Origin of the sequence: Pseudomonas sp. UME65, assembly GCF_014170225.1 — a bacterium.
Classification (GTDB): Bacteria; Pseudomonadota; Gammaproteobacteria; order Pseudomonadales; family Pseudomonadaceae; genus Aquipseudomonas; species Aquipseudomonas protegens.
In genome coordinates this window covers 391,766-414,556 of sequence record NZ_LZZQ01000005.1, presented here as the reverse complement: position 1 = coordinate 414,556, position 22,791 = coordinate 391,766, and the positions used below count along the sequence as shown (strand labels likewise).

Annotated in this window: 20 protein-coding genes; 12 read left to right on the top strand and 8 right to left on the bottom strand. The window is 60.3% G+C overall.

Translation table 11 applies throughout. The features are described 5' to 3' along the window. Positions 1-39: 39 nt before the first annotated feature. The 4 genes from benA to A9971_RS05420 all read left to right on the top strand — a co-directional run bounded on the left by benA (position 40) and on the right by A9971_RS05420 (position 3,829). Complete coding sequence (benA, locus tag A9971_RS05435; RefSeq protein ID WP_174395912.1) at positions 40-1,404, top strand: benzoate 1,2-dioxygenase large subunit; 1,365 nt, start codon at positions 40-42, stop codon at positions 1,402-1,404. Further along, complete coding sequence (benB, locus tag A9971_RS05430) at positions 1,401-1,889, top strand: benzoate 1,2-dioxygenase small subunit (protein WP_011062145.1); 489 nt, start codon at positions 1,401-1,403, stop codon at positions 1,887-1,889. The genes benA and benB overlap by 4 nt, the downstream gene beginning before the upstream one ends. Before the next feature lie 10 nt (positions 1,890-1,899). Next, a complete protein-coding gene (gene benC / locus A9971_RS05425; protein WP_183000987.1) occupies positions 1,900-2,913 on the top strand; it encodes a benzoate 1,2-dioxygenase electron transfer component BenC in 1,014 nt (337 codons plus the stop codon). A 142-nt stretch (positions 2,914-3,055) separates the two neighbouring features. After that, positions 3,056-3,829 carry a 1,6-dihydroxycyclohexa-2,4-diene-1-carboxylate dehydrogenase gene (locus A9971_RS05420; protein WP_183000986.1) on the top strand — a complete coding sequence of 258 codons (774 nt, stop codon included), beginning with the start codon at positions 3,056-3,058 and terminating at the stop codon, positions 3,827-3,829. 75 nt (positions 3,830-3,904) lie between these two features. Here A9971_RS05420 and A9971_RS05415 read toward each other — a convergent pair whose 3' ends face one another. The 3 genes from A9971_RS05415 to A9971_RS05405 all read right to left on the bottom strand — a co-directional run bounded on the left by A9971_RS05415 (position 3,905) and on the right by A9971_RS05405 (position 6,679). Next, positions 3,905-4,447, bottom strand: coding sequence for a hypothetical protein (locus A9971_RS05415; RefSeq protein WP_183000985.1), 543 nt, complete (start codon positions 4,445-4,447; stop codon positions 3,905-3,907). A 190-nt stretch (positions 4,448-4,637) separates the two neighbouring features. Beyond that, positions 4,638-6,020 carry an ATP-binding protein gene (locus tag A9971_RS05410; RefSeq protein ID WP_015636265.1) on the bottom strand — a complete coding sequence of 461 codons (1,383 nt, stop codon included), beginning with the start codon at positions 6,018-6,020 and terminating at the stop codon, positions 4,638-4,640. After that, a complete protein-coding gene (locus tag A9971_RS05405; protein ID WP_019092959.1) occupies positions 6,017-6,679 on the bottom strand; it encodes a response regulator in 663 nt (220 codons plus the stop codon). Before A9971_RS05405 ends, A9971_RS05410 begins: the two co-directional genes overlap by 4 nt. A 170-nt stretch (positions 6,680-6,849) precedes the next feature. On the opposite strand from A9971_RS05405, the gene A9971_RS05400 reads away from it, so the two are divergent. The 7 genes from A9971_RS05400 to A9971_RS05370 all read left to right on the top strand — a co-directional run bounded on the left by A9971_RS05400 (position 6,850) and on the right by A9971_RS05370 (position 12,610). Then, entirely contained in the window at positions 6,850-7,116 is a 267-nt protein-coding gene (locus tag A9971_RS05400) for a PepSY domain-containing protein (RefSeq protein ID WP_041752407.1), read from the top strand. Then, on the top strand, positions 7,116-7,661 hold the full coding sequence (locus tag A9971_RS05395; protein ID WP_183000984.1) for a cytochrome b/b6 domain-containing protein: 546 nt from the start codon (positions 7,116-7,118) through the stop codon (positions 7,659-7,661). Before A9971_RS05400 ends, A9971_RS05395 begins: the two co-directional genes overlap by 1 nt. A gap of 45 nt (positions 7,662-7,706) precedes the next feature. After that, a complete protein-coding gene (locus tag A9971_RS05390) occupies positions 7,707-9,002 on the top strand; it encodes an exo-alpha-sialidase (protein WP_183000983.1) in 1,296 nt (431 codons plus the stop codon). Beyond that, positions 9,002-9,613, top strand: a complete 612-nt coding sequence (locus A9971_RS05385) for a hypothetical protein (protein WP_072452766.1) — start codon at positions 9,002-9,004, stop codon at positions 9,611-9,613. Before A9971_RS05390 ends, A9971_RS05385 begins: the two co-directional genes overlap by 1 nt. A 49-nt stretch (positions 9,614-9,662) precedes the next feature. Then, the gene (locus tag A9971_RS05380) at positions 9,663-11,696 is read left to right on the top strand and encodes an LTA synthase family protein (protein WP_183000982.1); all 2,034 of its coding nucleotides are present in this window, start codon (positions 9,663-9,665) and stop codon (positions 11,694-11,696) included. A gap of 360 nt (positions 11,697-12,056) precedes the next feature. After that, positions 12,057-12,329, top strand: coding sequence for a CopG family ribbon-helix-helix protein (locus A9971_RS05375; RefSeq protein ID WP_102864761.1), 273 nt, complete (start codon positions 12,057-12,059; stop codon positions 12,327-12,329). Beyond that, complete coding sequence (locus A9971_RS05370) at positions 12,317-12,610, top strand: type II toxin-antitoxin system RelE/ParE family toxin (protein ID WP_073698916.1); 294 nt, start codon at positions 12,317-12,319, stop codon at positions 12,608-12,610. Before A9971_RS05375 ends, A9971_RS05370 begins: the two co-directional genes overlap by 13 nt. Before the next feature lie 77 nt (positions 12,611-12,687). On the opposite strand, the gene A9971_RS05365 is transcribed toward A9971_RS05370, so the two are convergent. Next, positions 12,688-13,071, bottom strand: coding sequence for a DUF6124 family protein (locus tag A9971_RS05365; protein WP_183000981.1), 384 nt, complete (start codon positions 13,069-13,071; stop codon positions 12,688-12,690). Between the two features lie 223 nt (positions 13,072-13,294). Here A9971_RS05365 and A9971_RS05360 point away from each other — a divergent pair, with 223 nt between their 5' ends. Continuing rightward, positions 13,295-14,338 carry a restriction endonuclease gene (locus A9971_RS05360; RefSeq protein WP_047305282.1) on the top strand — a complete coding sequence of 348 codons (1,044 nt, stop codon included), beginning with the start codon at positions 13,295-13,297 and terminating at the stop codon, positions 14,336-14,338. A gap of 231 nt (positions 14,339-14,569) precedes the next feature. On the opposite strand, the gene A9971_RS05355 is transcribed toward A9971_RS05360, so the two are convergent. From A9971_RS05355 to A9971_RS05340, 4 genes are all read right to left on the bottom strand, one after another. Then, on the bottom strand, positions 14,570-18,046 hold the full coding sequence (locus A9971_RS05355; protein ID WP_183000980.1) for a DEAD/DEAH box helicase family protein: 3,477 nt from the start codon (positions 18,044-18,046) through the stop codon (positions 14,570-14,572). A 1-nt stretch (position 18,047) separates the two neighbouring features. After that, on the bottom strand, positions 18,048-19,937 hold the full coding sequence (locus A9971_RS05350; RefSeq protein WP_183000979.1) for a DEAD/DEAH box helicase: 1,890 nt from the start codon (positions 19,935-19,937) through the stop codon (positions 18,048-18,050). A 129-nt stretch (positions 19,938-20,066) separates the two neighbouring features. Beyond that, complete coding sequence (locus A9971_RS05345) at positions 20,067-21,248, bottom strand: restriction endonuclease subunit S (protein ID WP_183000978.1); 1,182 nt, start codon at positions 21,246-21,248, stop codon at positions 20,067-20,069. Next, positions 21,241-22,728 carry a class I SAM-dependent DNA methyltransferase gene (locus A9971_RS05340; protein WP_183000977.1) on the bottom strand — a complete coding sequence of 496 codons (1,488 nt, stop codon included), beginning with the start codon at positions 22,726-22,728 and terminating at the stop codon, positions 21,241-21,243. The genes A9971_RS05345 and A9971_RS05340 overlap by 8 nt, the downstream gene beginning before the upstream one ends. Positions 22,729-22,791: the final 63 nt, after the last annotated feature.

Below are 22,791 nucleotides of genomic sequence, written 5' to 3'. Positions count from 1 at the left end.
CATGGCCCTGCCTGAATAAAAACAATGGAGGCGGCGGCCATGTCCCTGCGACCCGAATACCTGCATTCCCTGCTTGAAGAAGACCCCGACCAGGGCGTCTACCGCTGCAAGCGGGAGATGTTCACCGACCCCCGGCTGTTCGACCTGGAGATGCAGCACATCTTCGAAGGCAACTGGCTGTACCTGGCCCACGAAAGCCAGATCCCCAACCCCAACGACTACTACAGCACCACCATGGGCCGGCAGCCGGTGTTCATCGCGCGCAACAAGAACGGCGAGCTCAATGCCTTTATCAACGCCTGCAGCCATCGCGGCGCCATGCTCTGCCGGCACAAGACCGGCAACAAGGCCTCCTTCACCTGCCCGTTCCACGGCTGGACCTTCAACAACACCGGCAAGCTGCTCAAGGTCAAGGACCCGGCCGCCGCCGGCTACCCGGCCAGCTTCAACTGCGAAGGCTCCCACGACCTGACCCGCGTCGCGCGCTTCGAGTCCTACCGTGGCTTCCTGTTCGGCAGCCTCAACCCCGACGTGCTGCCCCTGGTGGAACACCTGGGGGAGTCGGCGAAGATCATCGACATGATCGTCGACCAGTCCGCCGACGGCCTGGAAGTGCTGCGCGGCTCTTCCAGCTATATCTACGAAGGCAACTGGAAGCTCACCGCCGAGAACGGCGCCGACGGCTACCACGTCAGCTCGGTGCACTGGAACTACGCCGCCACCCAGAACCAGCGCAAGCAGCGCGAGGCCGGGGAAGACATCCGCACCATGAGCGCCGGCACCTGGGCCAAGCAGGGCGGCGGTTTCTACTCGTTCGACAAGGGCCACATGCTGCTCTGGACCCGCTGGTCCAACCCCGAGGACCGCCCGCTCTACGAGCGCCGCGACGAACTGGCCCGGGACTTTGGCCAGGCCCGCGCCGACTGGATGATCGAGAACTCGCGCAACCTGTGCCTGTATCCGAACCTCTACCTGATGGACCAGTTCAGCTCGCAGATCCGCATCGCCCGGCCGATCTCCGTGGACCGCACCGAAATCACCATCTACTGCATCGCCCCCAAGGGCGAGAGCGACGAAGCCCGGGCCCGACGCATCCGCCAGTACGAAGACTTCTTCAACGTCAGCGGCATGGCCACCCCCGACGACCTGGAGGAATTCCGCTCCTGCCAGCTCGGCTACCAGGGCAGCACCACGGCCTGGAACGACATGTCCCGCGGCGCCGAGCATTGGGTCCAGGGGGCGGACGACGCAGCGAAAGAAATCGACCTGCAACCGATCCTCAGCGGGGTGCGCACCGAGGACGAAGGCTTGTTCGTGATGCAGCACAAGTACTGGCAGCAAACCATGCTCGCGGCCCTGGAGCTTGAAGCCTCGCGCCAGATCGACGTGGAGGCCGTGCAATGACCATTTCCTACGATGCCGTGCGCGATTTCCTGTATCGCGAAGCCCGCTACCTGGACGACAAGGACTGGGACAGCTGGCTGGAACTCTACGCCCCGGACGCGACCTTCTGGATGCCCTCCTGGGACGACAGCGACCAGTTGACCGAAGACCCGCAGCGGGAAATCTCGCTGATCTGGTACGGCAACCGCAGCGGCCTGGAAGACCGGGTGTTCCGCATCAAGACCGAGCGCTCCAGCGCCAGCATTCCCGACACCCGCACCTCCCACAACCTGAGCAATATCGAGCTGCTGGAGCAGGGCGACGGCCAGTGCAAGCTGCGCTTCAACTGGCACACCCTGAGCTTTCGCTACAAGACCGTGGACAGCTACTTCGGTTGCAGCTTCTACACCCTCGACCTGCGCGGCGAAAACCCGCTGATCCTGGCCAAGAAAGTCATCCTGAAGAACGACTACGTTCGCCAGGTCGTCGATATCTACCACCTCTGAGGCGACTGCCATGAGCCATCAAATCGCACTCAATTTCGAAGACGGCGTGACCCGTTTCGTCAACGCCAACCCGGGCGAAACCGTGGCTGACGCCGCCTACCGCCAGGGCATCAATATTCCCCTGGACTGCCGCGACGGCGCCTGCGGCACCTGCAAGTGTTTTGCCGAGGCGGGGCTCTACGAGCTGGGGGAGGACTACATCGAAGACGCCCTGAGCGCCGACGAGGCCGAGCAGGGTTTTGTCCTCACCTGCCAGATGCGCGCCCTCGGTGATTGCGTGGTACGGGTGCCGGCCTCGTCCCGGGTCTGCCGGGCCGGGCAGGCCACCTTCCAGGCCAGCATCAGCGCGGTGCGCCAGTTGTCCGCCAGCACCATCGCCCTGTCGATCAAGGGCGAGGCCCTGAACCAGCTGGCGTTCCTGCCGGGGCAGTACGTCAACCTTGGCGTGCCTGGCAGCGAGCAGACCCGCGCCTATTCCTTCAGCTCCCTGCAGCGCGATGGCGAAGTCAGTTTCCTGATCCGCAATGTGCCCGGCGGCCTGATGAGCAGCTTCCTCACCAGTCTCGCCAAAGCCGGCGACAGCATGACCCTGGCCGGGCCCCTGGGCAGCTTCTACCTGCGGGACATCCGCCGGCCCTTGCTGTTGCTGGCCGGTGGCACCGGGCTGGCGCCGTTCACCGCCATGCTGGAGAAAATCGCCGAGCAGGGCAGCGAGCACCCGTTGCATCTGATCTACGGCGTGACCAACGATTTCGACCTGGTGGAACTGGAGCGCCTGGAAGACTTTGCCGCGCGTATCCCGCAGTTCAGCTTCAGCGCCTGCGTGGCCAACCCCGAGAGCCAGTACCCGCGCAAGGGCTACGTGACCCAGCACATCGAACCGGCGCACCTCAACCAGGGCGATGTGGACATTTACCTGTGCGGGCCGCCGCCGATGGTGGAGGCGGTAAGCCAGTTCATCCGCGAACAGGGCATCGCCCCGGCGAATTTCTACTACGAGAAGTTCGCCGCCAGCGCCGCCTGAAGAGCGCCTCGCCGCTGTAGGCGCTGGCTTGCCAGCGAAGGCGTCCACCAGGGTGCTGCAAGGCTCGAGGGCCTCTTCGCCGGCAAGCCGGCTCCTGCGTCGGGTGGCGTTCTCCCCATCTTTTTGCATTCACGAGGTCTGCATGAACCGTTTCCACAACCAAGTCGCCCTGGTCACCGGCGCCGCCCAGGGCATCGGCCGTCGCGTTGCCGAACGCCTGGCCGAGGAGGGCGCCCGCGTGGTGCTGGTGGACCGCTCCGAACTGGTCTTCGAACTGGCCGCCGAACTCACCCCCCGCTACCCGATCCTGGCCCTCACCGCCGACCTGGAGCAGTACAGCGAATGCAGCCGGATCATGGCGGCGGCCATCGCCCACTTCGGCCGTCTCGACATCCTCATCAACAACGTCGGCGGCACCATCTGGGCCAAGCCCTTCGAACACTACGAGCCCGCGCAGATCGAAGCCGAAGTCCGTCGCTCATTGTTCCCCACCCTGTGGTGCTGCCACGCCGCCTTGCCGCAGATGCTGGAGCAGGGCAGCGGGGCCATCGTCAACGTCTCGTCCATCGCCACCCGCAGCCTCAATCGCGTGCCTTACGGTGCGGCCAAGGGCGGCATCAACGCACTCACTGCGTGCCTGGCCTTTGAAACCGCCGGCCGCGGCGTGCGGGTCAACGCCACCGCTCCCGGCGGCACCGAAGCCCCGCCGCGGCGCATTCCGCGCAACAGCGCCGAGCCCAGTACCGAAGAGCAGGCCTGGTACCAGCAGATCGTCGACCAGACCCTGGATAGCAGCCTGATGCACCGCTACGGCAGCGTTGACGAGCAGGCAGCGGCGATCCTGTTCCTGGCCTCCGACGAAGCCTCCTACATCACCGGCACGGTGCTGCCGGTGGGCGGCGGCGATCAGGGCTGAACGAGGGGCGAACTGGACGCCCTTACCCGTGGCTGGCCACGGCGGTGCTTATGCAGCTGGCCAGCCCGAGGGCCTCTATGGCTGCGGTGGAATGGGGTAGGGCAAGGTGATCGGCGGTGCATCCTGCAGTTGCCGCGAAGACTGCGCCATCAGATAACCGATGATCTGCGCCGAGCTCAGCTCGATATGCAACAGGTCTTGATCGCCAAACCACTCGTTGGGCCAGAAGATCAGGTCCGAGGCATTGGCCTCGGGGAAGTTGGTTTCCAGCAGGTTCAGGGCGTAGTCCGTATCAGACTCCGTGCCTTCGCACTGGCAGATGAAATCCGCCACGGCGCAGGCCTCGGCGAAGCTCAGGTCGTCAACGTAGCGTTCCTGATGAAAGGCCGTGCGCAGAAAGTTCGCCGCGCTGGTATGGCTGTGCATATCGCGAAATTCGTGGAACTCGAAAGGTCGGCCGGCGTGGCTGTTCCACTGCTGGATCAGCGCACTGATCTCGGGGCTTTCCCGTTCCTGGTTGTCCCAGATCTGATCGAGGATCTGCTTGAGCAAGGCCTTCATCAACGCCCGTATTTTTGGCGTCGCGGGTGTTGGTTTCAGCCGTTCCGGCATGGCCATGGGTGTCTCCCTGATTGTCATTTCGTTTGTAGGAGTCGGCTGCCGACGAAGGCGATCTTACGGACGCTTTCACCGGCAAGCCGACTCCTACGGGGGCGTGCTTGTGTAGAAGCTGGCTTGCCAGCGAATACGCCCGCAAGGCCGCCCCCATTCCCGAGCGGCGCACAGGATAGGCCCTTCGCGCCGCCGACTAAAGCGCCGGCCCCAGCAACAACAATGCACACAGCCCGCCCTCAGGCCGATTGCGCAACTCCAGGCGACCGCCGATCTTGCTGACGATCATCTGCACAATCGCCAGCCCCAGCCCGGCGCCATTGGCGTTGCCCTGGCTGTAGAAGCGCTCCAGCAAACGCTCGCGCTGCTGCTCGTCGATACCCGGCCCCGCATCTTCCACACACAGGTGCATCGCGCCGTCCGCCTGGGGCCGCAGGCCGACCCGTACCTCGCTGCCCGCTGGGGCAAAGTTCAGGGCATTGGTCACCAGGTTCTGCAGGGCGATGGCCAGGGCCACCGGGTCGGTAGCGATCAGGCAGCCTTCGTCGCCTTCCAGCACCAGTTCGACGTCTTTCTCCAGGGCCAGGGGCGTCAGTTCCGCCAGCTCTTCGCGCACCAGGGCGCTGAGGTCGATGCGGCTCAGGCGCGGGCTGTTCAGCTGCGGTTCGATGCGGGCCATGGTCAGCAACTGGCTGCCGATGCGGGTGGCGCGGTCGACGCCGCTCACCAGAAAATCCAGGGCTTCCCGGCGCTGCTCCGGGTTGCCGGCACTCTGGGCGTTCTGCGCATGAATCCGCAGGATCGCCAGGGGCGTGCGCAGTTCATGGGCGGCGTCGGCGATAAAGCGTCGCTCGCGCTCCAGCAGGCTGTCGATCTGGGCCAACAACTGGTTGAGGGCGGTCTGCATCGGCTCCAGGTCCTGGGGCAGGGGCTTGAGCCCGAGCGGCTGCAAGGTGTCGCTGCTGCGCCCGCGAATGGCCCGGGCCATGGCCCGCAGCGGCGCCAGGCCCCAGCCGATGGTCAGCCAGATCAGCAACGCCAGCAGCGGCACGCCGATCAGGGTCGGCCACAGGGTATGGCGCACGATGCGCTGGATCAGGTCCTGGCGGATGTCATCGCGCTCGCCGACCCAGATCAGCAAGCCCTGCTGCGGGTCGGCCAGAAGAAAGGCGCACCAGTCCTTGCCGTTTTCCAGGATGTCGTGGGCCCCCAGGGTGGTGGGCGGCGCCTCCAGCAGCGGGGCCTCGGCGGAGCGCATCAGCAACTGGCCGTCATCGCGCCAGACCTGGAAGGTCAGGCGGGTTTCATAAGGGTGGGCCGCGCCTGCCACGCCGACCCGGCTCATGGCCTGGTCGAAGGCCTGGTGCAGGCGCTCCCAGTCCGCCGCGTCCGGCTTTTGAGCCGGGTCGCGCTGGCGCAGCACCCCTTGCAACAGCCGCGCGCTCTGGGCCAGCTGGGCGTCGTAGACCTCTTCGATTTCGTGGTGGCTGTCGCGCAGCACCAGCCAGCTGATCAGCAGGTCCCCCAGCAGCACCAGCACCAGGACCGGCAGCAGAATCCGCGTGCGCACCGAGTTCATGGCTTGAGCGCCAGCACGTAACCGACGCCGCGCACGGTGCGGATCAGCTCGCTGCAGAGCTTCTTGCGCAGGTTATGGATCAGTACTTCCAGGGTGTTGCTCTCGACCCGGTCCTGCCAGCCGTACAGCGCCCGGGACAGGCGCTCGCGGGTCACCACCTTGCCCGGGCGCACCATCAGCTGGTGCAGCAACTGGTATTCCATGGGCGTCAGCACCACTTCGTTGTCTTGGTAATGCACCTGCTGGTTGGCCGGGTCGAGGCGGATGCCGGCGTGTTCCAGCAGCGGCTGGGCACGACCCTGGCTGCGGCGCAGCAGGGCGCGGACCCGGGCCTTGAATTCCTCGACGTCGAAGGGCTTGACCAGGTAGTCGTCGGCCCCGGCATCCAGCCCGGCGATGCGCTCGGCGGTGCCGTCGCGGGCGGTGAGAATCAGCACCGGCAGGTCCTGCTGGGCGGCGCGCAATTGCTGCAGCAGTTCCAGGCCATCGAGCCGCGGCAGGCCCAGGTCCAGCAGCAACAGGTCGAAGCTTTCGGTGCGCAGAGCGTGCAGGGCGCTGGCGCCGTCCTGCAGCCAGTCCAGGGTGTAGCCTTCGGCGCTCAGCGCCACGCGAATGCCCTGGCCGAGGGCACGATCATCTTCGACAAGCAGCAGGCGCATGGGCGGTTCTCGGTAGGGCGAGGGGGCAGGGAAGGGGCGCATGATGACGCCGGCCAGGGTCCGTCGGCAGGGGTTTTTAGCGGGGAAAATGTTACCGCGCGTTGCCAACTAAGCTTTCACTAAGCTTGGTTTTGCACAGTGGAATCTCCCCCATCACCGGAGCGTTTTCCATGCGCAAGATCCTCCTGCTGTCCCTGGTTCTCGCCAGCCCCCTGGCCCTCGCCGGCCCGCAATGCACCACCGCCGAACGCTCGCAATGGCAGGATCAGAAGGCCTTCCAGGAACAGCTCAAGGCCCAGGGCTACCAGATCAGCAAGTTCAAGGTCACCGACGGCAACTGCTACGAGATCTACGGCTTCGACAAGGACAAGCGCAAGGTCGAGATCTACCACGACCCGGTCACCGGCAAAGCGGTGAAGACCGAGATCAAAGGCTGATGCCAGAGGCTTCCCTGCGGCTCTGGGACCCGCTGGTGCGACTGTTTCACCTGTCCATCGCCGGGGTCTTTATCGGCAACTACTTCTTCAATGAAGCCGGTGATGACTGGCACGTCTGGCTCGGCTACTACGCCATGGCCTGGCTGCTGTTGCGCACAGCCTGGGGATTTGTCGGGCCGCGCAGTGCGCGCTGGTCCGACTTCTGGCCGACCCGGGCCCGGCTGGCGCGGCACCTGCGCTCGTTGCTGGCCGGGCGTCCCGAGCATCGCCTGGGGCATTCGCCCCTCGGGGCTTTGGTGATGCTGCTGATGCTGCTGGCCCTGTTGCTGATCGGCATCAGCGGTTTCCTGATGGAAGAGATCGATGCCCTGTGGGGCGCCGACTGGCCGCTGCAAGTGCATGAGACCAGCGCCGATGTGCTGCTGGGGCTGGTGCTGTTGCACCTGTGTGCGGCGATTTTTGAAAGCCTGCAGGTGCGCGACAACCTGCCGTTGTCGATGCTCACCGGCCGCCGTCGGCCCTTGCCGGGCAGTACTAAGCGCTAATGGTTTTTCCCTTGTTCCCACCCTGTATTTGCCACGGGCTCCTGTATGCGTGCGCTGTCCTTTCGCCTGATCTTCCTCTGCGGCAGCCTGCTGTTGGCCGTCGTCTTTATCGCCGCCTGGCGCAGCCATCCGCCTCACCAACTGGCGCCGTTCGCCCAGGCCGTTGTCGGCAGCGATGCGGCTAAAGCCAACAGCACGCCGCAATACAGCAGCCGCTTCGTCTCCTCGGACCTGGATGACTTCGTGCATTCCTCCTCGGTGACCGCCTTGCCCGGCGGCGACCTGATGGCCGTGTGGTTCGCCGGCTCCCGGGAAGGCGCCGCCGACGTCCAGGTGCGCAGCGCACGCTTTGACGCCCAGAGCGGCGAGTGGGGCGCCGAGCAGGTGCTGGCCACCCGGGAATCGACCCGCGTCGGCACCGGGCGCTATATCCGCAAGCTCGGCAACCCGGTGATCGCCCTGGGCCCGGACCAGCGCCTGTGGATGTTTTACGTTTCGGTGTCGGTGGGCGGCTGGGCCACCAGCGCCATCAACCTGATGGTCTCCGACGACCTCGGGCGCAGCTGGTCGGCGCCGCGACAACTGGTGACCTCGCCGTTCTTCAACATCAGCACCCTGGTGCGCGCCGCGCCGGTGTTCCATGCCGATGGCGCGATCGGCCTGCCGGTGTACCACGAGTTCATGGGCAAGTTCGCCGAGTACCTGTACCTGAGCGCCGACGGCGCGGTGATCGACAAATTTCGCATCAGCCGTGGCAAGCACTCCCTGCAACCGACCATCGTGCCCCTGGACGAACGCCGCGCCGTGGCCATGCTGCGCTACGCCGGCGACACCCACCACAAGGTCCTGGCCAGCCGCACCGAAGACGCCGGGCAGACCTGGAGCGAGCCCTATCCGTTGCAACCGTCCAACCCCAACTCATCGCTGGCGGCGGTGGGCACCGACGACCAGGGCCTGCTGGTGGCACTCAACGACCTGCAGGACGGGCGCTTCAAACTCAGCCTGTACGGCACCGACGCCGGCCTCAGCCAATGGCGCCCGCTGGTGGAACTGGACCAGTCCCCCGATCCCCTGGGCCAGCCGTTTTCCCACGAGGCCTACAAGGACATCATCGGTGAAGGCTTCCGCGCCTCCAGCGGCGCCCGGCGCCTGCCCCTGGAACAGCGCTTTCTGAGCAACCTCGACTACCGGGTGTGCAAGCCTCAGGGCTGCGACTTCGAATACGAATACCCCTACTTCAGCCGCGGGACGGACGGCCTGTACCACCTGGTCTATTCCTGGAACAACACCTTTATCAAGCACGTCAGCTTCAACGCGGCGTGGCTGGCGGAGCGCTTGTGATGATGTCGCTATGGCAAGCCCATCTGAGTTTTATCCTCCTGGGCTTTGTGCTGCTTGGCAGCCTGCGCCTGACCGCGCCCTGGCGGCCCTGGCTGCTGCCCGTGCTGGCGCTGGTCAGCTTTATTCCACTGAACCAGCTGCCGCTGGCGGCCTATGTGCGCAGCTTCACCGATGATCTGGCCATCAGCACTCTGGTGCTGCTGGGCTGGGTCAGCCTGCGGCACTTGGGGGTGATTGCGCCCTTGCCAGCCAAACACCGGGTGCAGGTCCTGCTGCTGTTTATCGGCCTGACCCTGAGCCTGTACCCCGCGACCCTGGGCCTGACTTACCTCGACCCCTACCGCTGGGGCTACAACCCACGGCCGATGATCGTGCTGATGGGCCTGGCGGCGCTGGTGCTGCTGTGGCAGCGCAACCTGCTGGGGGTACTGATGCTGGCAGCCGGGACCCTGGCCTTTGCCTTGCGTCTGAAGCCTTCGGAAAACTACTGGGACTACCTGCTGGACCCGCTGCTGGCGGGCTACTGCCTGATCGCCGGCAGCGGCGGTCTGCTGCTGTGGCTGTGGCGCCGCTTTGCCCAGCGCAGCCGCGGGCAGCCCCTTGCCGGGTAAACCAACAGGCCGCGCCGCGGCCTTCGACAACACCACACAGAGGTCAATGATGGGCGGGTTGCAATCACGCCGCCTGCGCTACGGCGTGGGCGCAATCGGGCTGGTATTCGGCTTGCTGGCACTGCTGCGGCTGCTGTTCGCCGTGGGTTTTTCCGGGGTGGACCTGAGCGCCGCCGACCAGCGCGAGGCCATTCTGCAGACCCTCGGCATCGGTCTGCGCTTCGACCTGCGCCTGACCCTGCTGCTACTGCTGCCCCTGGCCCTGCTGGCCTGGCTGCCGCGCTGGAACCTGCTGCGCCTGCCAGCCCTGCGCTGGCTGGCCCGGGCCTACCTGCTGCTGGTGCTGGGCGGGGTAGGGCTGCTGTACATCATCGACTTCGGCCACTACGCCTACCTCGGCGTGCGCATCAACGCCACGGTGCTGCGCTACCTGGACGACGCACAGATCTCCCGGCAAATGCTCTGGGAAAGCTACCCGGTGCTGTGGATCGTCCTCGCCTGGGGCTGCGCCCTGGCCCTGTGGTGCTACGCCTTGCTGCGCCTGGAACGCCGGACCCTCGACCGCCCGGCGCAACCCCTGGGCCGCTGGTCCTTGGCCTGCGTCAGCGCCCTGGGCATCGCCGCCGTGTTCCTCGCCCTGCTGGGCCGGGTAGAAAACCTCAACCTGGAAAACCCCGTGCCCTTGCGCTGGAGCGATGCCTACTTCTCCGGCAACAGCCAGATCGCCGCCCTGGGCCTGAACCCCGTGCTGTTCTTCTACGACACCCTCAAGGCCGGCGAGGCCCAGTACGACGAAGCCCAAGTGCGCCAACACTACCCGGCCCTGGCCCGCTATCTCGGCGTCGACAACCCCGACCCGCAGCGCCTGAACTTCACCCGCCAGCAAGGCGTGCAGCCGTACCGCATCGACCGCCCCCGGCCGCCCAACGTCATCTTCGTCATGCTCGAATCCCTCGGCACCAGCGCCGTGGGCGCCTACGGCAACCCGCTCAACCCCACCCCCAACCTCGACCGCCTGGCCCGCCAGAGCTGGTTCTTCAAACACTTCTACGTCCCGGTCACCGGCACCGCCAAGACCGTGTGGGCCAGCATCACCGGCGTGCCCGACGTCACCCGCCAAGAGACCGCCACCCGCCAGCCCCTGATCACCCGCCAACACAGCCTGATCAACGCCTTCAGCGACTACCACAAGCTCTACCTGATCGGCGGCAACGCCGGCTGGGCCAACATCAACGGCCTGATCCGCCAGAGCATCGACAACGTGCGCCTGTACGACGAAAGCCACTGGCAATCGCCCCAGGTGGACGTCTGGGGCATCTCCGACCTCGACCTGTTCAAGGAAAGCGACCGCCTGCTGCGCGCCATCCCCCAGGACCAACCGTTCTTCGCCTACCTGCAAACCTCCGGCAACCACCGCCCGTTCACCATTCCCAAGGACAACGACGGCTTTCAAGCCCAGGACCTGCCCCTGGAACAGGTCCAGGCCGCCGGTTCCCGCAGCCTGGAGCAATACAACGCCGTGCGCCTGCTGGACTTCAACATCGGCCGCCTAATGGAGATCGCCAAAGCGGGGGGCTATTACGACAACACGATTTTCGTATTCTTCGGCGACCACAACACCCGCATCAGCCAGATCCCCCACATGGCCCCCGCGTTTGAACAGCTAGGGCTGGAAAGCAACAACGTACCGCTGCTGATCCATGCCCCGGGGATGTTGCAGCCCAGAGTGATCGAAGAAGCCGTCGGCCTCGCCGATCTGCTGCCCACCGTAGCCGGCATGGCTGGGATGCCCTTCACCAATGGCGCCATGGGGCGGGACATTCAACAGCCTGCGCCAGAGGGGGAGCGGGTGGTGCCGCTGGTATTGAGGGAAGGGACCTTTCCGGTGATTGGCGGCGTGACCAAGGACTTTTTGTTGCAGATGCAACACGACGGCAGTGGCGCGACTTTGCATGATTTAGCGTCGAGCACCCCGCGAGAGGACGTGGCGCAGGAGCATCCGCAGGAGTTTGAACGGTTGCTGGAGTTGACCCGGGGGATGCATGAGGGGGCGCGGTTGATGCTTTATCGGAATGTGCGGTGACACCGCACAGTCATCGGTTGACGCCAGCCCGTGTAGGAGCTGGCTTGCCAGCGAAGGCGGCCGCAAGACCGCCTGAGCTCTATTTAATAGGTAACCAGTTCAAGGCTGAAGCTGCTGGTGGTTAGGCGATTGAGCGCTTTATCAAGCGCCTGATCATCGAACAGCCTGTTCTTGCGAGCAGCAGAAGTTAGAGGGGGACGGGGTAAATCAGGCTTATTTTAAAGTCCATATCTGTCTCCCCACGTGTCCTCCCAGGCCAGTGCTGCGTGACATTATCCGCGCCTTCGGCGCATGGACAGCTGCGTTGCGTGCCTGATACCTTATCGAAAGGTAATACCTTTAGATAACAAGGGTTCGGCTATGGCCACTTCTATCAAGATTGATGACGAGCTGAAAAAACGCATTCAGCATCTGGCGGGACTGCGTCAACGTTCGTCCCACTGGATTATGCGCGAAGCAATAGCGCAGTACGTCGAGCGCGAGGAAGCCCGTGAGGGCTTCAAACAAGAAGCCTTGGCGTCGTGGGCGGCGTATCAGGAAACGGGTCGGCATCTGACCGGCGAAGAAACTCGGGCCTGGCTCAATACCTGGGGTACCGAGGCTGAGGCGGAGCTGCCTAAGTGCCACGATTGATTCTCACCGAAGGTGCTGCGCAAGGGTTGGAGCGTTGTCGCCAGTTTCTAGTCGAGAAAGGCCCGCTGATCGCTCAACGAGCTGCCCAAGTGATTGAGCGTCAAATCGCTCGACTGGAGGAAGACCCAGAAATCGATCATCCCTTTCCAGAACTGCCGGAGCTGCGCGAGCTGATCATCGAGTTCGGTGATTCGGGTTATGTCGCACTTTATCGGCATGAGCGTGCGGATGATGCTGTTTACCTACTTGCCTTTCGGCACCAGAAAGAAGCCGGTTACTGAGTTTTAGTCGCAAGCTGTTTAGCGCTTCAGTCAGATGGCAACGGGGTAAGTCATGTCTTACCCCGTTTTCTCCTTCCTCAGATTTGCTGAATGTTTTCTGCCGGTCTATTGGCATCCAGCAACGAATCCACCACCGCTCTAGCCATCTCCACCGAATGAATCATCGACCAAATCAAACCACGCTCCACACTGCTGGCGTGCTCGGTGATTTCATCGCTGACCTGTACCGCACAGTCCAGCAGCAACGACACATGCACCAACGCTTCTTCGGCATTGATGCCGGGGCGGACACTGAACATGGAGTGATGACCTACGGATGTAGGCACGGTGTCTTTCAGGCTATTGAGGATCGATGTTTCAGCGCTATGCGCGGCCAAGGCCAAACAAATGCGCTGGGTGTCGATATCGTGTTCGGGGGGGATGGAAGGGGTTAGCCTTACAAGGAGTTGTGCATTGGGCAATGACCTTGTGCCAGTCGAGTTGAGTCAAACCGAGGAATCGCCATTGAGCGACAACGAAACGCCATCCAATCCTTGCACTTGGTCCAATCGTCGGGTATCAGCTCTACGCACCAAAGGTCATCCGCCGAGTTAGATGACTGAAAGAGCACATACGTATCGGTTAGTTGCGCTAGCAAGAACCAGCTCGATAGTGGCTCTGAACAACAAACAAGGAGAAACACCAATGGCCGTATGGCTGGTCCGGGCAGGGTCTGCAGGGGAGTTTGAGGATAAGTTCATCAGTGAGCGCCGCGTCTATGTGACGTGGGATGGGCTGAATGTCGACTTGAGTACTCTCAAGAATCGCGAGCAAGTACAGGCAGAGTTGTCGCTACGTTACCCAGAATCGAAGCCGAAAACGCTGCAAAATTGGAGCAGCCAGATTTGGCCCTTTGCTCAGCGTATGCAGGCTGGAGACTTGATCGTACTGCCGCTCAAAACCCAGCCGGTGGTTTATATCGGCAAACTTGTCGAGGGCTACCAGTTCTCCAGTGCCGGCCCTGATCCATTCTTTCATTGGCGAGCGGTTGAGTGGATTGGCGAAGCAATCCCTCGTTCCAACTTCTCCCAAGACCTGCTCTACAGCTTCGGCGCGTTTATGACTATTTGCCGCATTCAGCGTAATAACGCAGAAGAGCGCATTCGTTCCATGGCCAGCCACAACTGGCAACCCGAGACGTTGCAGCAGTTGGTGTGTGACACCGCTACCGCATCTGATGAGGTGGCTGTTGAAGAGGCCGAAACAGATCTGGAACGCACCGGTAAAGACCATATCGTTCGACTTATTGAGCGACGTTTTAAAGGACACCGGTTGACCACCCTGGTGGCGGCGATACTGCGTGCACAAGGTTTCAGCGTCTGGCAAAGCCCCGAAGGCGCCGATGGGGGCGTTGATATTTTGGCCAGTAACGGCGTGATGGGTTTTGGTGGGCAAGCCATCTGCGTGGAAGTGAAGTCGGGTACTGGTTTGGTTGATCGACCAACTGTCGATAAATTGCTCGGCGCGATGACTAAGTTCAATGCTGGTCAGGGGCTATTCGTGGCTTGGGGTGGTTATCGCGCTAATGTGCAAAAGGAACTGGCGTCGAGTTTCTTCCGCCTGCGCTTATGGAACCAGGACGATTTACTCGAACAGTTGTTTATGTATTACGACCGGCTGGATGAGGGGATCAAATCTGAGTTGCCGTTGAAGCGGATTTGGACAGCGGCACTGTCGGAAGAAATTTGATGGGCAAGAAAAAGCGGGCGTGTGAATAGGTTTTAATTGATTTATCCATTTGATAAATATGGCCCGTAGTTTCTTAGTCTGTTCGGTAGGCTCTAGCCAGATGGCAGGTACTGGATGGAAAGTGGGGGTGGATATGAGGTCCGGCCAACAAGAGTTATGTCGACGGTGGTAGGTATCTCCTGGCATGGAAGTGTGCGTTCCTCCTCCATGCCCACGAATGGCTCTGAGCTTTTAAGCTGCTGCACTGCGTTTGATTGCAACGATCACGGAAATGATCGCGTTGGCATCCGCATCGCCAAACGCACCGTCTAATCCCTCGTGGTGCAGCGCGGTAAAAGGCGGTTCATATAGTTGACCTGCTTCCATCACGCCCTGCCGGGTTAGACGTTCGATGATCATTTCAACAAACCGAATCTGCTGACTGCTGTAGCGGTTCTCGTCGAGGAATTGACCGAAAGCCTCTTTTGCGGCATTGCGCTCCAAGCCTACCAATGATCGGATCAGCAGTGTCAGCGGTTGGTCAGTGCCGTAGCACTGCTCGAACTGCTCGCGACTCTGAACCGCTTCCGACTCGTAGACAAAATGCTCCAGCTCGCTCAGATCGCTCGGCGTTAGCGGCCGGTTAAACTTGAGCTTGGCGATGGCCACATGGTTCTCATTGCTACGGATATAGGCTTCAACCTTTTTCTTGTACTGTTCCAGGTTGATGCCGGTATTGAAATCCTTAAGGTTGACTACAGTCGCCTCACCAATCTCGTCGTTCAGCACGCTATAAACGGGGTTGCTTGGACGGCGTTCGATAAATTTTATCAGCTCACGCATCTTGCGCCGCATTTGCTCAAGCATCGGCAAGCGGATGTCCTGCCAGTACTCTTCGGTTTGCACATCCTGAAGCAACGCAACTTCAGCATGCACTGCCGGAATACTCTCCATCACTTCTAACTGGCTGGCCAACTCGACCACCTTGTCACGATACGTCACGAAGTCGCTGGTCGAGCGAAGTAATGCCAACTGCAAATTCAGGCACAGCAGATCGAACAACTTAGCGGTGATGTGCTCAGGAGCGCGCTCACTTGGCAAGCCGGCGACATGACTGCGCAGATCACTCAACGCTGCATCATCCAGCGCATTCCAAACTTCACGCTCGGCAAAGTGGGTCACGTGCTCTAGCTCGGTACGGACGATGAAGTTGTCTTTATTCATCGTCGCGACTTCGCCGTGCAACTCATTGGTTAACTCAGTGCGCAGCTCGACAAAGGCATCGTACTGGCCTCTGATTTCCGTCAGATCACCAGGCGTGGGAACGGCATTCGGGGCTAACAACGACAGCAAATCCAGCCGCGCTTTGAACAAACGCTTACCCAACGGCTCGGCCATACCTCCCAGTGCGCCCTTGGGGTTTTCGTTGAAGTATTCGAAGTTTGCGCAGAAATCGAAAATGGCGAACTCGCGCTTGTGCACGCCCGGCGCAAACAGATCCGGGCACAGTCGCGTGCCGCGACCAATCATCTGCAAAAACTTAACCTTTGAGCGGACGGCCTTGAAAAACACCAAATTCAAAACCTGGGGCACATCAATTCCGGTGTCGAGCATATCCACTGAGATGGCAATCTGCGGCAGCTTGTTGAGCTTGCTGCTGAAGTCATCAATCAAGGTTTGCGCATAACTCACCGCATGGGTGATAACTCGCGCAAACTCCCCATTAAAGTGCGGGTAATGATGATTGAAGCGCCGGGCGATAAATTCGGCGTGCTTTTGGTTCACTGCAAAAATAATGGTCTTGCCGAGCTTGTCGCCACCCTCCACGGTCAGGCCATTTTGCATCAAGTGTTTTAGCATCAGGTCAACGGTTGGCTCGTTGAATAGCTGCTTGTTGACCTCAGACGCTAGTACCTCGGTAGGTGCATCACCTTCGGCACTGTAATCGCCCCAATCCAGCGACTCCCAGTGCGCTTTCTCATCATCGCTGAGCTGGTCGTAACGGATGCCTTCGCGGACAAACTTGATCGGCACCGAATATGCCTTGGGTGGCACTAGATAACCGTCATCCACCGCCTCATTCAGACCGTAGGCGTCGGTCGGTACGCCGGTTTCCAGGCCGAACAGGTGATAGGTATCGCGATCGACTTCATCACGCGGGGTGGCAGTCAGGCCCACTAGATAACTGTCGAAATAACGGAAAATTGCGCCGTACTTCTGGTACACACTGCGGTGTGCCTCGTCGATCACAATCAGGTCAAAGTGGCCAACGCCGTATTTGCGACGGTCACCTTCCATCTGTTCGATCAAGCCCATCATGGTCGGATAGGTGCACAAGTACACCCGGCCCTGGCCGTTCTTGTCGGTAACTAGATTGACCGGGCTGGAGTCCGGTAGGAACTCCTTAAAGGCATTTGCGGCTTGTTTTACCAGGGCTACCCGGTCAGCGAGAAACAGCACGCGCTTAACCCAGTTGCTTCGCATCAACAATTCGATCAAGGCAATCGACATCCGCGTCTTGCCAGTGCCGGTGGCCATGGTTAGCAAGCCGGCACGGCGGCCCTGACTCAGTGATTCGGTCATCGCTCGAATCGCCCGGTGTTGATACGCCCGCTCAACAATCTCGCTATTGATCGGCAGTTCGCGCAAGTCGGTTTGCAGGCTGCGCCGCTGAATCGCCAACTCCAGCTCATCGCGGGTATAAAAACCCTGCACTTCGCGTGGCGGCGCACGGCGGTCGTCCCACAGCCAGGTGTGGTTACCGTTGCTGTAGAAAATCAGCGGCCGCTGGCCCTTCTCGGCTTCCAAGCAATCGGCATACAACTTGGCTTGCTGCTGCCCCACGTCCGGGTCTTTTAGGCTGCGCTTGGCTTCCACCACAGCCAACGGTTTGCCGTTGGCACCCCACAGCACGTAATCGACAAAACCTTCGCCTTGCCCGTTGGGCATGCCGCTCACTGGCACTTCGGCGTCAGCGTTTTTGCCCAACTCCCAACCGGCCTCGCGCAGCAACACATCGATAAACAGACGACGGGTGTCGGCCTCGTCGTAATCATGGTTATCTGGCACGGCGATATTGGTCGCCTTGGCCTGGGCCAGTGCGGCACGGGTGGCAACCAGTTCGGCATCCAGTCGCGCTAGCAGCGCCTCGCGCTCATTTAGGCTTGCGGCTTGCTCGGCAATCGCCGCCTCGCGGGCTTCAAGGGTGCCGTGTTGGGCTGCAATCTGCTCCTGGAATTTGGCTTCCTGCTTTTTCAGTTCCGCACGAGTAAACGCGACGGCCTCATTCATGCTAACGAGCTGAGGCACACGTTTTTCGTCAAACGCAGCGTCGATACTTTTTGGGTCGCTGGCGCGGGTATAGGTGCGTGCCAGCCAGAACAACACGTGAAACAGCTCGCGTACCAGCCTCATCGCATCGCTGTAGCCAATCGCTTGATTGGAATGCACCGCCTGATTGCCAAACTTCTGAATCAAACGCGTCTTTTGATGAATTTGCGGGGGCAGCAGGCGAACGAACTCCACCTGAGTCAGCAGCAGATTAAGGCCGTTGTCGTAAGGCATACGCAGGTCGCGATCATGCTCGTACAACCAGTGCACCGTCTGCTCCAGCGCATGACGGGTACGCATGCAGCAGGCACGTGGATCGGAATACACCAGGTGTTCCGCCCCCTTGGCCGGCTCAAACAGCGCTTTAAATTCGGGGATGAGAAATTCAAAGTTGCTCATATCAACCGGCTGCCTTCTGTGAGTCCATCTCGCCCAGGTGCTGGCGCACGCTGCCGATTGATTCCTGAATTTTGCGGGTAAAGCTGGAAGGTTCACGGTAGGTCATTACCAACCGATCGATCGCACGGGTCATGGCCACATACAGCAGGCGTGCCTCGTCGGCCTCGTCTTCGCCCTTTTTCGGCATGTCACCCAGACTGGGAATCAGCACCAGGCCGAACTCAAGGCCCTTGCTAGAGTGCATGCTGACAATCTTGACTGCATCTTCGCTGCCATACAACGCGCCACGGCCCTTGGCCGATTGTCCCGAGGCAAAGGCGATACTGGCCTCGCTCAAGGCCCGTTCAATGCGTTGTGCCTGGGCGGTACTGCGATAGATCACCGCCATGTCATCCAACGCTCGGCCCTTACCTTGCTCATCGCGGATGCGCTCAACGATGCAGTTGTATTCCTGCCAATCGGACTCACAACGTAGCAGCTCGGGGAACGCGCCCCGACGGCCAGCGCTTTGCGGCGCGACAATGGGCACGCCATCCTCAGCGGCATCGCGGGCGGTCAGCAGCTCGATGGCAAACGCTCGTGCCACCGACAACACCTCAACGGTATTGCGGTAGTTCAATCGCAAGATGGTAGTGCGCCCCTGTGCCTGAATACCGACGCTGGCGAAGCTGAAATCCATGCCACTTTTCCCGCTCTTACCGCGGTAGATAGACTGTGCATCGTCATACAGTACCAGCAGCGAATTGCTCTCGGGGTCGATCATCTGCACCACCAGCTTGAACCATTCCGGCTGGAAGTCATGGCCCTCGTCGATCAGCACCGCCGCGTATTGAGCGCGTGGAATTTGCCCGCGGTCGACACCGTCGATGGTGTTCTCAACCATCTGCGCCATCTTCACGTTGATCGACAAATTTTGTGCCGGACGATCAACGTTAAAAGCGGTGAGCATGTCCGAGCACCAGGCATGAAAATTACGCACCTTGACCTTATCGCTCAGGCCGCGCTCGGCCAGCACCTGCTGCAAACGACCAGCCAGGGATTTGTTGTAACAGAGCACTAATACCGGCTTATTCGATACCTGCGCCAGGTGTGCACAGCGATAGCCGAGGATCATGGTCTTGCCGGAACCAGCAGCGCCGTGAATCACCCGATGGCCCTCACCCAGCGAGCGCGCCAGTTGCTCCTGCTGCAAGTCCATGACTTTGATCAGCGTTGGGAGGGGGGCGTGCTGCTCTGCGAACAAACCGAACTGTCCAGGCACCGCGTTCACCCGCACCTCGGGGTACAGGTGATAGCGTACGCGGTCGATCTGGGGCAGGCTCAACTGGCAAGGGAAAATATGCTGGAACATATTCCAGAGTCTTTGTTGGAAGACTTCGGGATCAACTGTCTCGGTTACTTCGTCTTGAAACAGTACCTGTTGTGGGTTCAGCACCTCGGCCAGGTTAGTCCCCTCAAATTGCTTGCGGGTGATCGCGGTCATTACCACACCCCAGCCGAAGGGCATGATCAGATTGCCAGCATATGGAGAACCGGCGGGCTGTTTCAGCGCTGGGTCCCTCTGCAACATCATCACTACTTCCATGGCATATGCCCGTGCCTGCAACATGGGGTTCTTCAGCGTTTTGAGTAGCCCGTCAGCATAAATTTTCGCTTGGTTGCGATCCATGCTCTGAATGGTATCGAGCTTCCAGTCCTTGACCTCCAGTACCAGTAACCCGCGCAACGGATGCAGCAGGACAAAATCGGGCTGCAGGGCTTTCGGCCCGACCGGGATATTGAACCAGCACAGGTAGTCGTCTTCGAGCTTCTTCTCCAGGCGCTCGGCGAGGCGGCGCTCGCCAGGGGTGTCGAAGCGGCAGGTGGTGCGGGTGGGGAAGAATTGGGCCATGTGGGGTTGCCTGTTCCTTGGCGTGGTTGTGGGAGCAGTGGTTATGACTTGGCTCGTAAGGCGGGTAACCTTTTTTCATCCTGAATTGCGGCGCCCAGTAGATCGGTGAACGTGTCCATTCTGTTGGGCTTAGAGCGCATCAAACATTCGATGCTGTAATGAGCGAAAATTCTCATCAATCAACCCGGAGTGTGTGGACATCCTAACTCGCATCGCCATCAGTTTAGTGCTCATGATTTCGAACTGCGCTTGTAGCTCACGTGGTGGAATTGGAATCAATATCTTTTCAAGGGTTCTCTGATTGATCTTGAAGGTCCCATTCGTGGTACTTGCGCCTGACTCAATCTGGTTTCGCACCAAGCGACTTCCCCAAATCTGTTCTATGAAGCGGGGGCTGGCACGATCTTTAGCAATGTTTGCGCCGATCATCGTATCAGGGAAGCAAACGTCGTATAGATCATGATTAGGAAATACGCCAACGCCAACTAACTGGCGATTGCCATTCCCTCTGCATATCAGAAAGGTATCCATTTTAACTTGCTGATTATCCGACGGAGGTCGATCAAACAAGGCTTCCTTTTGGTGGTGGCTTTGGAAGCGCTGCCAGGTAATTGCCGATAATGTCAGGACCTTACCTGGAACCGAGCCACTCGTAGACGGCGATAGCCCATTCCGAAAGCTGCTCTCGCAAACCTCACCGAAGAACTTCATAGGCCAACCCTTCGGGTTCGTCACCGGGTCGCCGAACATTTCCAGAAACACGGATTGCAGCAGTTGATCGAGCTTGGCGATAGCTTCGCGGCGCTTGACACGCAGTGCGTCGGCCTTGTCCAAAATCGCCGCAATACGGCGCTGTTCGGGGAGCAGCGGGAGCGGAATCATTGCCGCACGAACGATTTTGTCACTTACAGCCGGATAGCTTGCTCCTGTGGCTAGGCGCACCATCTCGCCAACGAACTTGGGGTGCTTTACCCAATGAAAAAGATACGAACCATCAACCCTGTTCGAACGCGGTCGTAAAACGGTGTAGCCAGTTGAGGCTGTTGCACCATCAAGCTCAACTGGCACAATAGCCACACCGTTTAGATTAGGGCGCACAGTTGAGACAAGAACGTCTCCGGTCTTAACAATTTGTCGCGCACGAGATGGTGCGTCCGAACATGCTATAGGGCTAACACCTTCGATGCGTTTTGTATCTTTATCGACTGATGACAGGTCAATGTAATCAAACTCGCCTTCAGGATCTTCTGATGCTGGACTCCAAGTTAGACATCGATCAGTGCATTCGCCTAGCGCCACCAGATTACTCACCGATCATCTCCTCTAATTCTTCCATCCCTCGCATAATCTCCGCTTCCAGCACTTTCAACTCGGCCAGAATTTTCTGCGGAGCTTCGTGCTGCACTTCTTCGTACACTACTTCCTTGTAGCGGTTAATCGACAAGTCATAGTCGTTGTCGACGATCTCGGCTTTGGGCACCAGAAAGCTTTGCGCGGTACGGTCAAGGCCAGCGCTGGTCTTTCGCTTGTGCCAGCGGTCAAGGACGTCAGGCAGGTTATTGCATTCATGTTTGCTCGCATCTAGTTCAGTGCGCTTGTCATCCAGCGAGAAGCCATCAGCTTGCATGTTGTAAAACCAGACGTGGTCGGTGCCGCCAGAGTTGGTTTTGGTAAACAGCAAGATGGCGGTGGACACCCCAGCATAGGGGCGAAACACGCCCGACGGCATTGAAACAATGCCGTCCAGCTTGTGCTCTTCCACCAGCATCTGACGCAGCGCCTTGTGTGCCTTGCTGGAGCCGAACAATACGCCGTCCGGGACGATCACCGCCGCGCGGCCACCGGCCTTCATCAGGCGCAGAAACAGGGCGAGAAATAACAGTTCGGTCTTTTTGGTTTTGACGATTTGCTGCAAATCCTTGGCGCAGCTTTCGTAATCCAGGCTGCCGGCAAACGGCGGGTTGGCCAGAATCAAGCTGAATTGGCCTTCGACGCCAGCATGGCCCTCGCTGAGCGAGTCGCGATTTTCAATCGCCGGGTTTTCCACGCCGTGCAGCAGCATGTTCATCGAGCCAACGCGGAGCATGGTGCTGTCGAAGTCGAAGCCGTGGAAAGTGTCGTGGTTAAAGCGTTTGGCGCTGGCCGCGTCTTGATACAGCTCGTGACTGTGATGAGTGTTGAGGTATTCAGCAGCCGACACCAGAAAACCAGCGGTGCCGCAGGCCGGATCACAAATGGTGTCCGACGGTTTGGGCGCCATCATCTCGACCATCAATTTGATGATGTGCCGGGGTGTACGGAACTGACCGTTCTGCCCAGCACTGGCGATTTTGCCGAGCATGTATTCGTAGAGGTCGCCCTTGGTGTCGCGGTCTTCCATGGGGATGGCGTCGAGCATGTCCACCACCTTGGCCAACAACGCCGGGTTGGGGATGGTAAAGCGTGCATCCTTCATATGCGCGGCGTAGGTGGACTCACCGTCTTCGCCGCCCAACGACTTGATAAAAGGGAATACTTCGTCGGCAATCAGTGCGTACAAGCTGGCCGGATCACCCAGTGCCTTGAACTCCGCCCAGCGCAAATGCGCCTGGTTGGGGCTGAAAATCGGATTATCAATCGGCTGCCCGGTGCGCGCGGCCTTACGCTCTTTAACCGTCTGCAACTCGTCGAGGCGTTTGATAAACAGCAGATAGGTCATCTGCTCGATGACTTCCATGGGGTTGGAAATACCGCCGCTCCAGAACGCATTCCAGATCTGGTCAACTTGGGATTTGATGGCGCCTGTGATCACTACTCATTACCTGAATTAGGGTTCACTGCCCAAGCAACATTGTGGGCAATGGCCGAGCCGGGA

Bases quoted from the DNA above. Each gene is read 5' to 3' on its own strand.
- A9971_RS05360 (WP_047305282.1), top strand. From the start codon at position 13,295: ATGGCCGTATGGCTGGTCCGGGCAGGGTCTGCAGGGGAGTTTGAGGAT.
- benC (WP_183000987.1), top strand. From the start codon at position 1,900: ATGAGCCATCAAATCGCACTCAATTTCGAAGACGGCGTGACCCGTTTC.
- A9971_RS05375 (WP_102864761.1), top strand. From the start codon at position 12,057: ATGGCCACTTCTATCAAGATTGATGACGAGCTGAAAAAACGCATTCAG.
- A9971_RS05415 (WP_183000985.1), bottom strand. From the start codon at position 4,447: ATGGCCATGCCGGAACGGCTGAAACCAACACCCGCGACGCCAAAAATA.
- benB (WP_011062145.1), top strand. From the start codon at position 1,401: ATGACCATTTCCTACGATGCCGTGCGCGATTTCCTGTATCGCGAAGCC.
- benA (WP_174395912.1), top strand. From the start codon at position 40: ATGTCCCTGCGACCCGAATACCTGCATTCCCTGCTTGAAGAAGACCCC.
- A9971_RS05405 (WP_019092959.1), bottom strand. From the start codon at position 6,679: ATGCGCCTGCTGCTTGTCGAAGATGATCGTGCCCTCGGCCAGGGCATT.
- A9971_RS05400 (WP_041752407.1), top strand. From the start codon at position 6,850: ATGCGCAAGATCCTCCTGCTGTCCCTGGTTCTCGCCAGCCCCCTGGCC.
- A9971_RS05355 (WP_183000980.1), bottom strand. From the start codon at position 18,046: ATGAGCAACTTTGAATTTCTCATCCCCGAATTTAAAGCGCTGTTTGAG.
- A9971_RS05385 (WP_072452766.1), top strand. From the start codon at position 9,002: ATGATGTCGCTATGGCAAGCCCATCTGAGTTTTATCCTCCTGGGCTTT.
- A9971_RS05410 (WP_015636265.1), bottom strand. From the start codon at position 6,020: ATGAACTCGGTGCGCACGCGGATTCTGCTGCCGGTCCTGGTGCTGGTG.
- A9971_RS05380 (WP_183000982.1), top strand. From the start codon at position 9,663: ATGGGCGGGTTGCAATCACGCCGCCTGCGCTACGGCGTGGGCGCAATC.
- A9971_RS05420 (WP_183000986.1), top strand. From the start codon at position 3,056: ATGAACCGTTTCCACAACCAAGTCGCCCTGGTCACCGGCGCCGCCCAG.
- A9971_RS05350 (WP_183000979.1), bottom strand. From the start codon at position 19,937: ATGGCCCAATTCTTCCCCACCCGCACCACCTGCCGCTTCGACACCCCT.
- A9971_RS05390 (WP_183000983.1), top strand. From the start codon at position 7,707: ATGCGTGCGCTGTCCTTTCGCCTGATCTTCCTCTGCGGCAGCCTGCTG.
- A9971_RS05395 (WP_183000984.1), top strand. From the start codon at position 7,116: ATGCCAGAGGCTTCCCTGCGGCTCTGGGACCCGCTGGTGCGACTGTTT.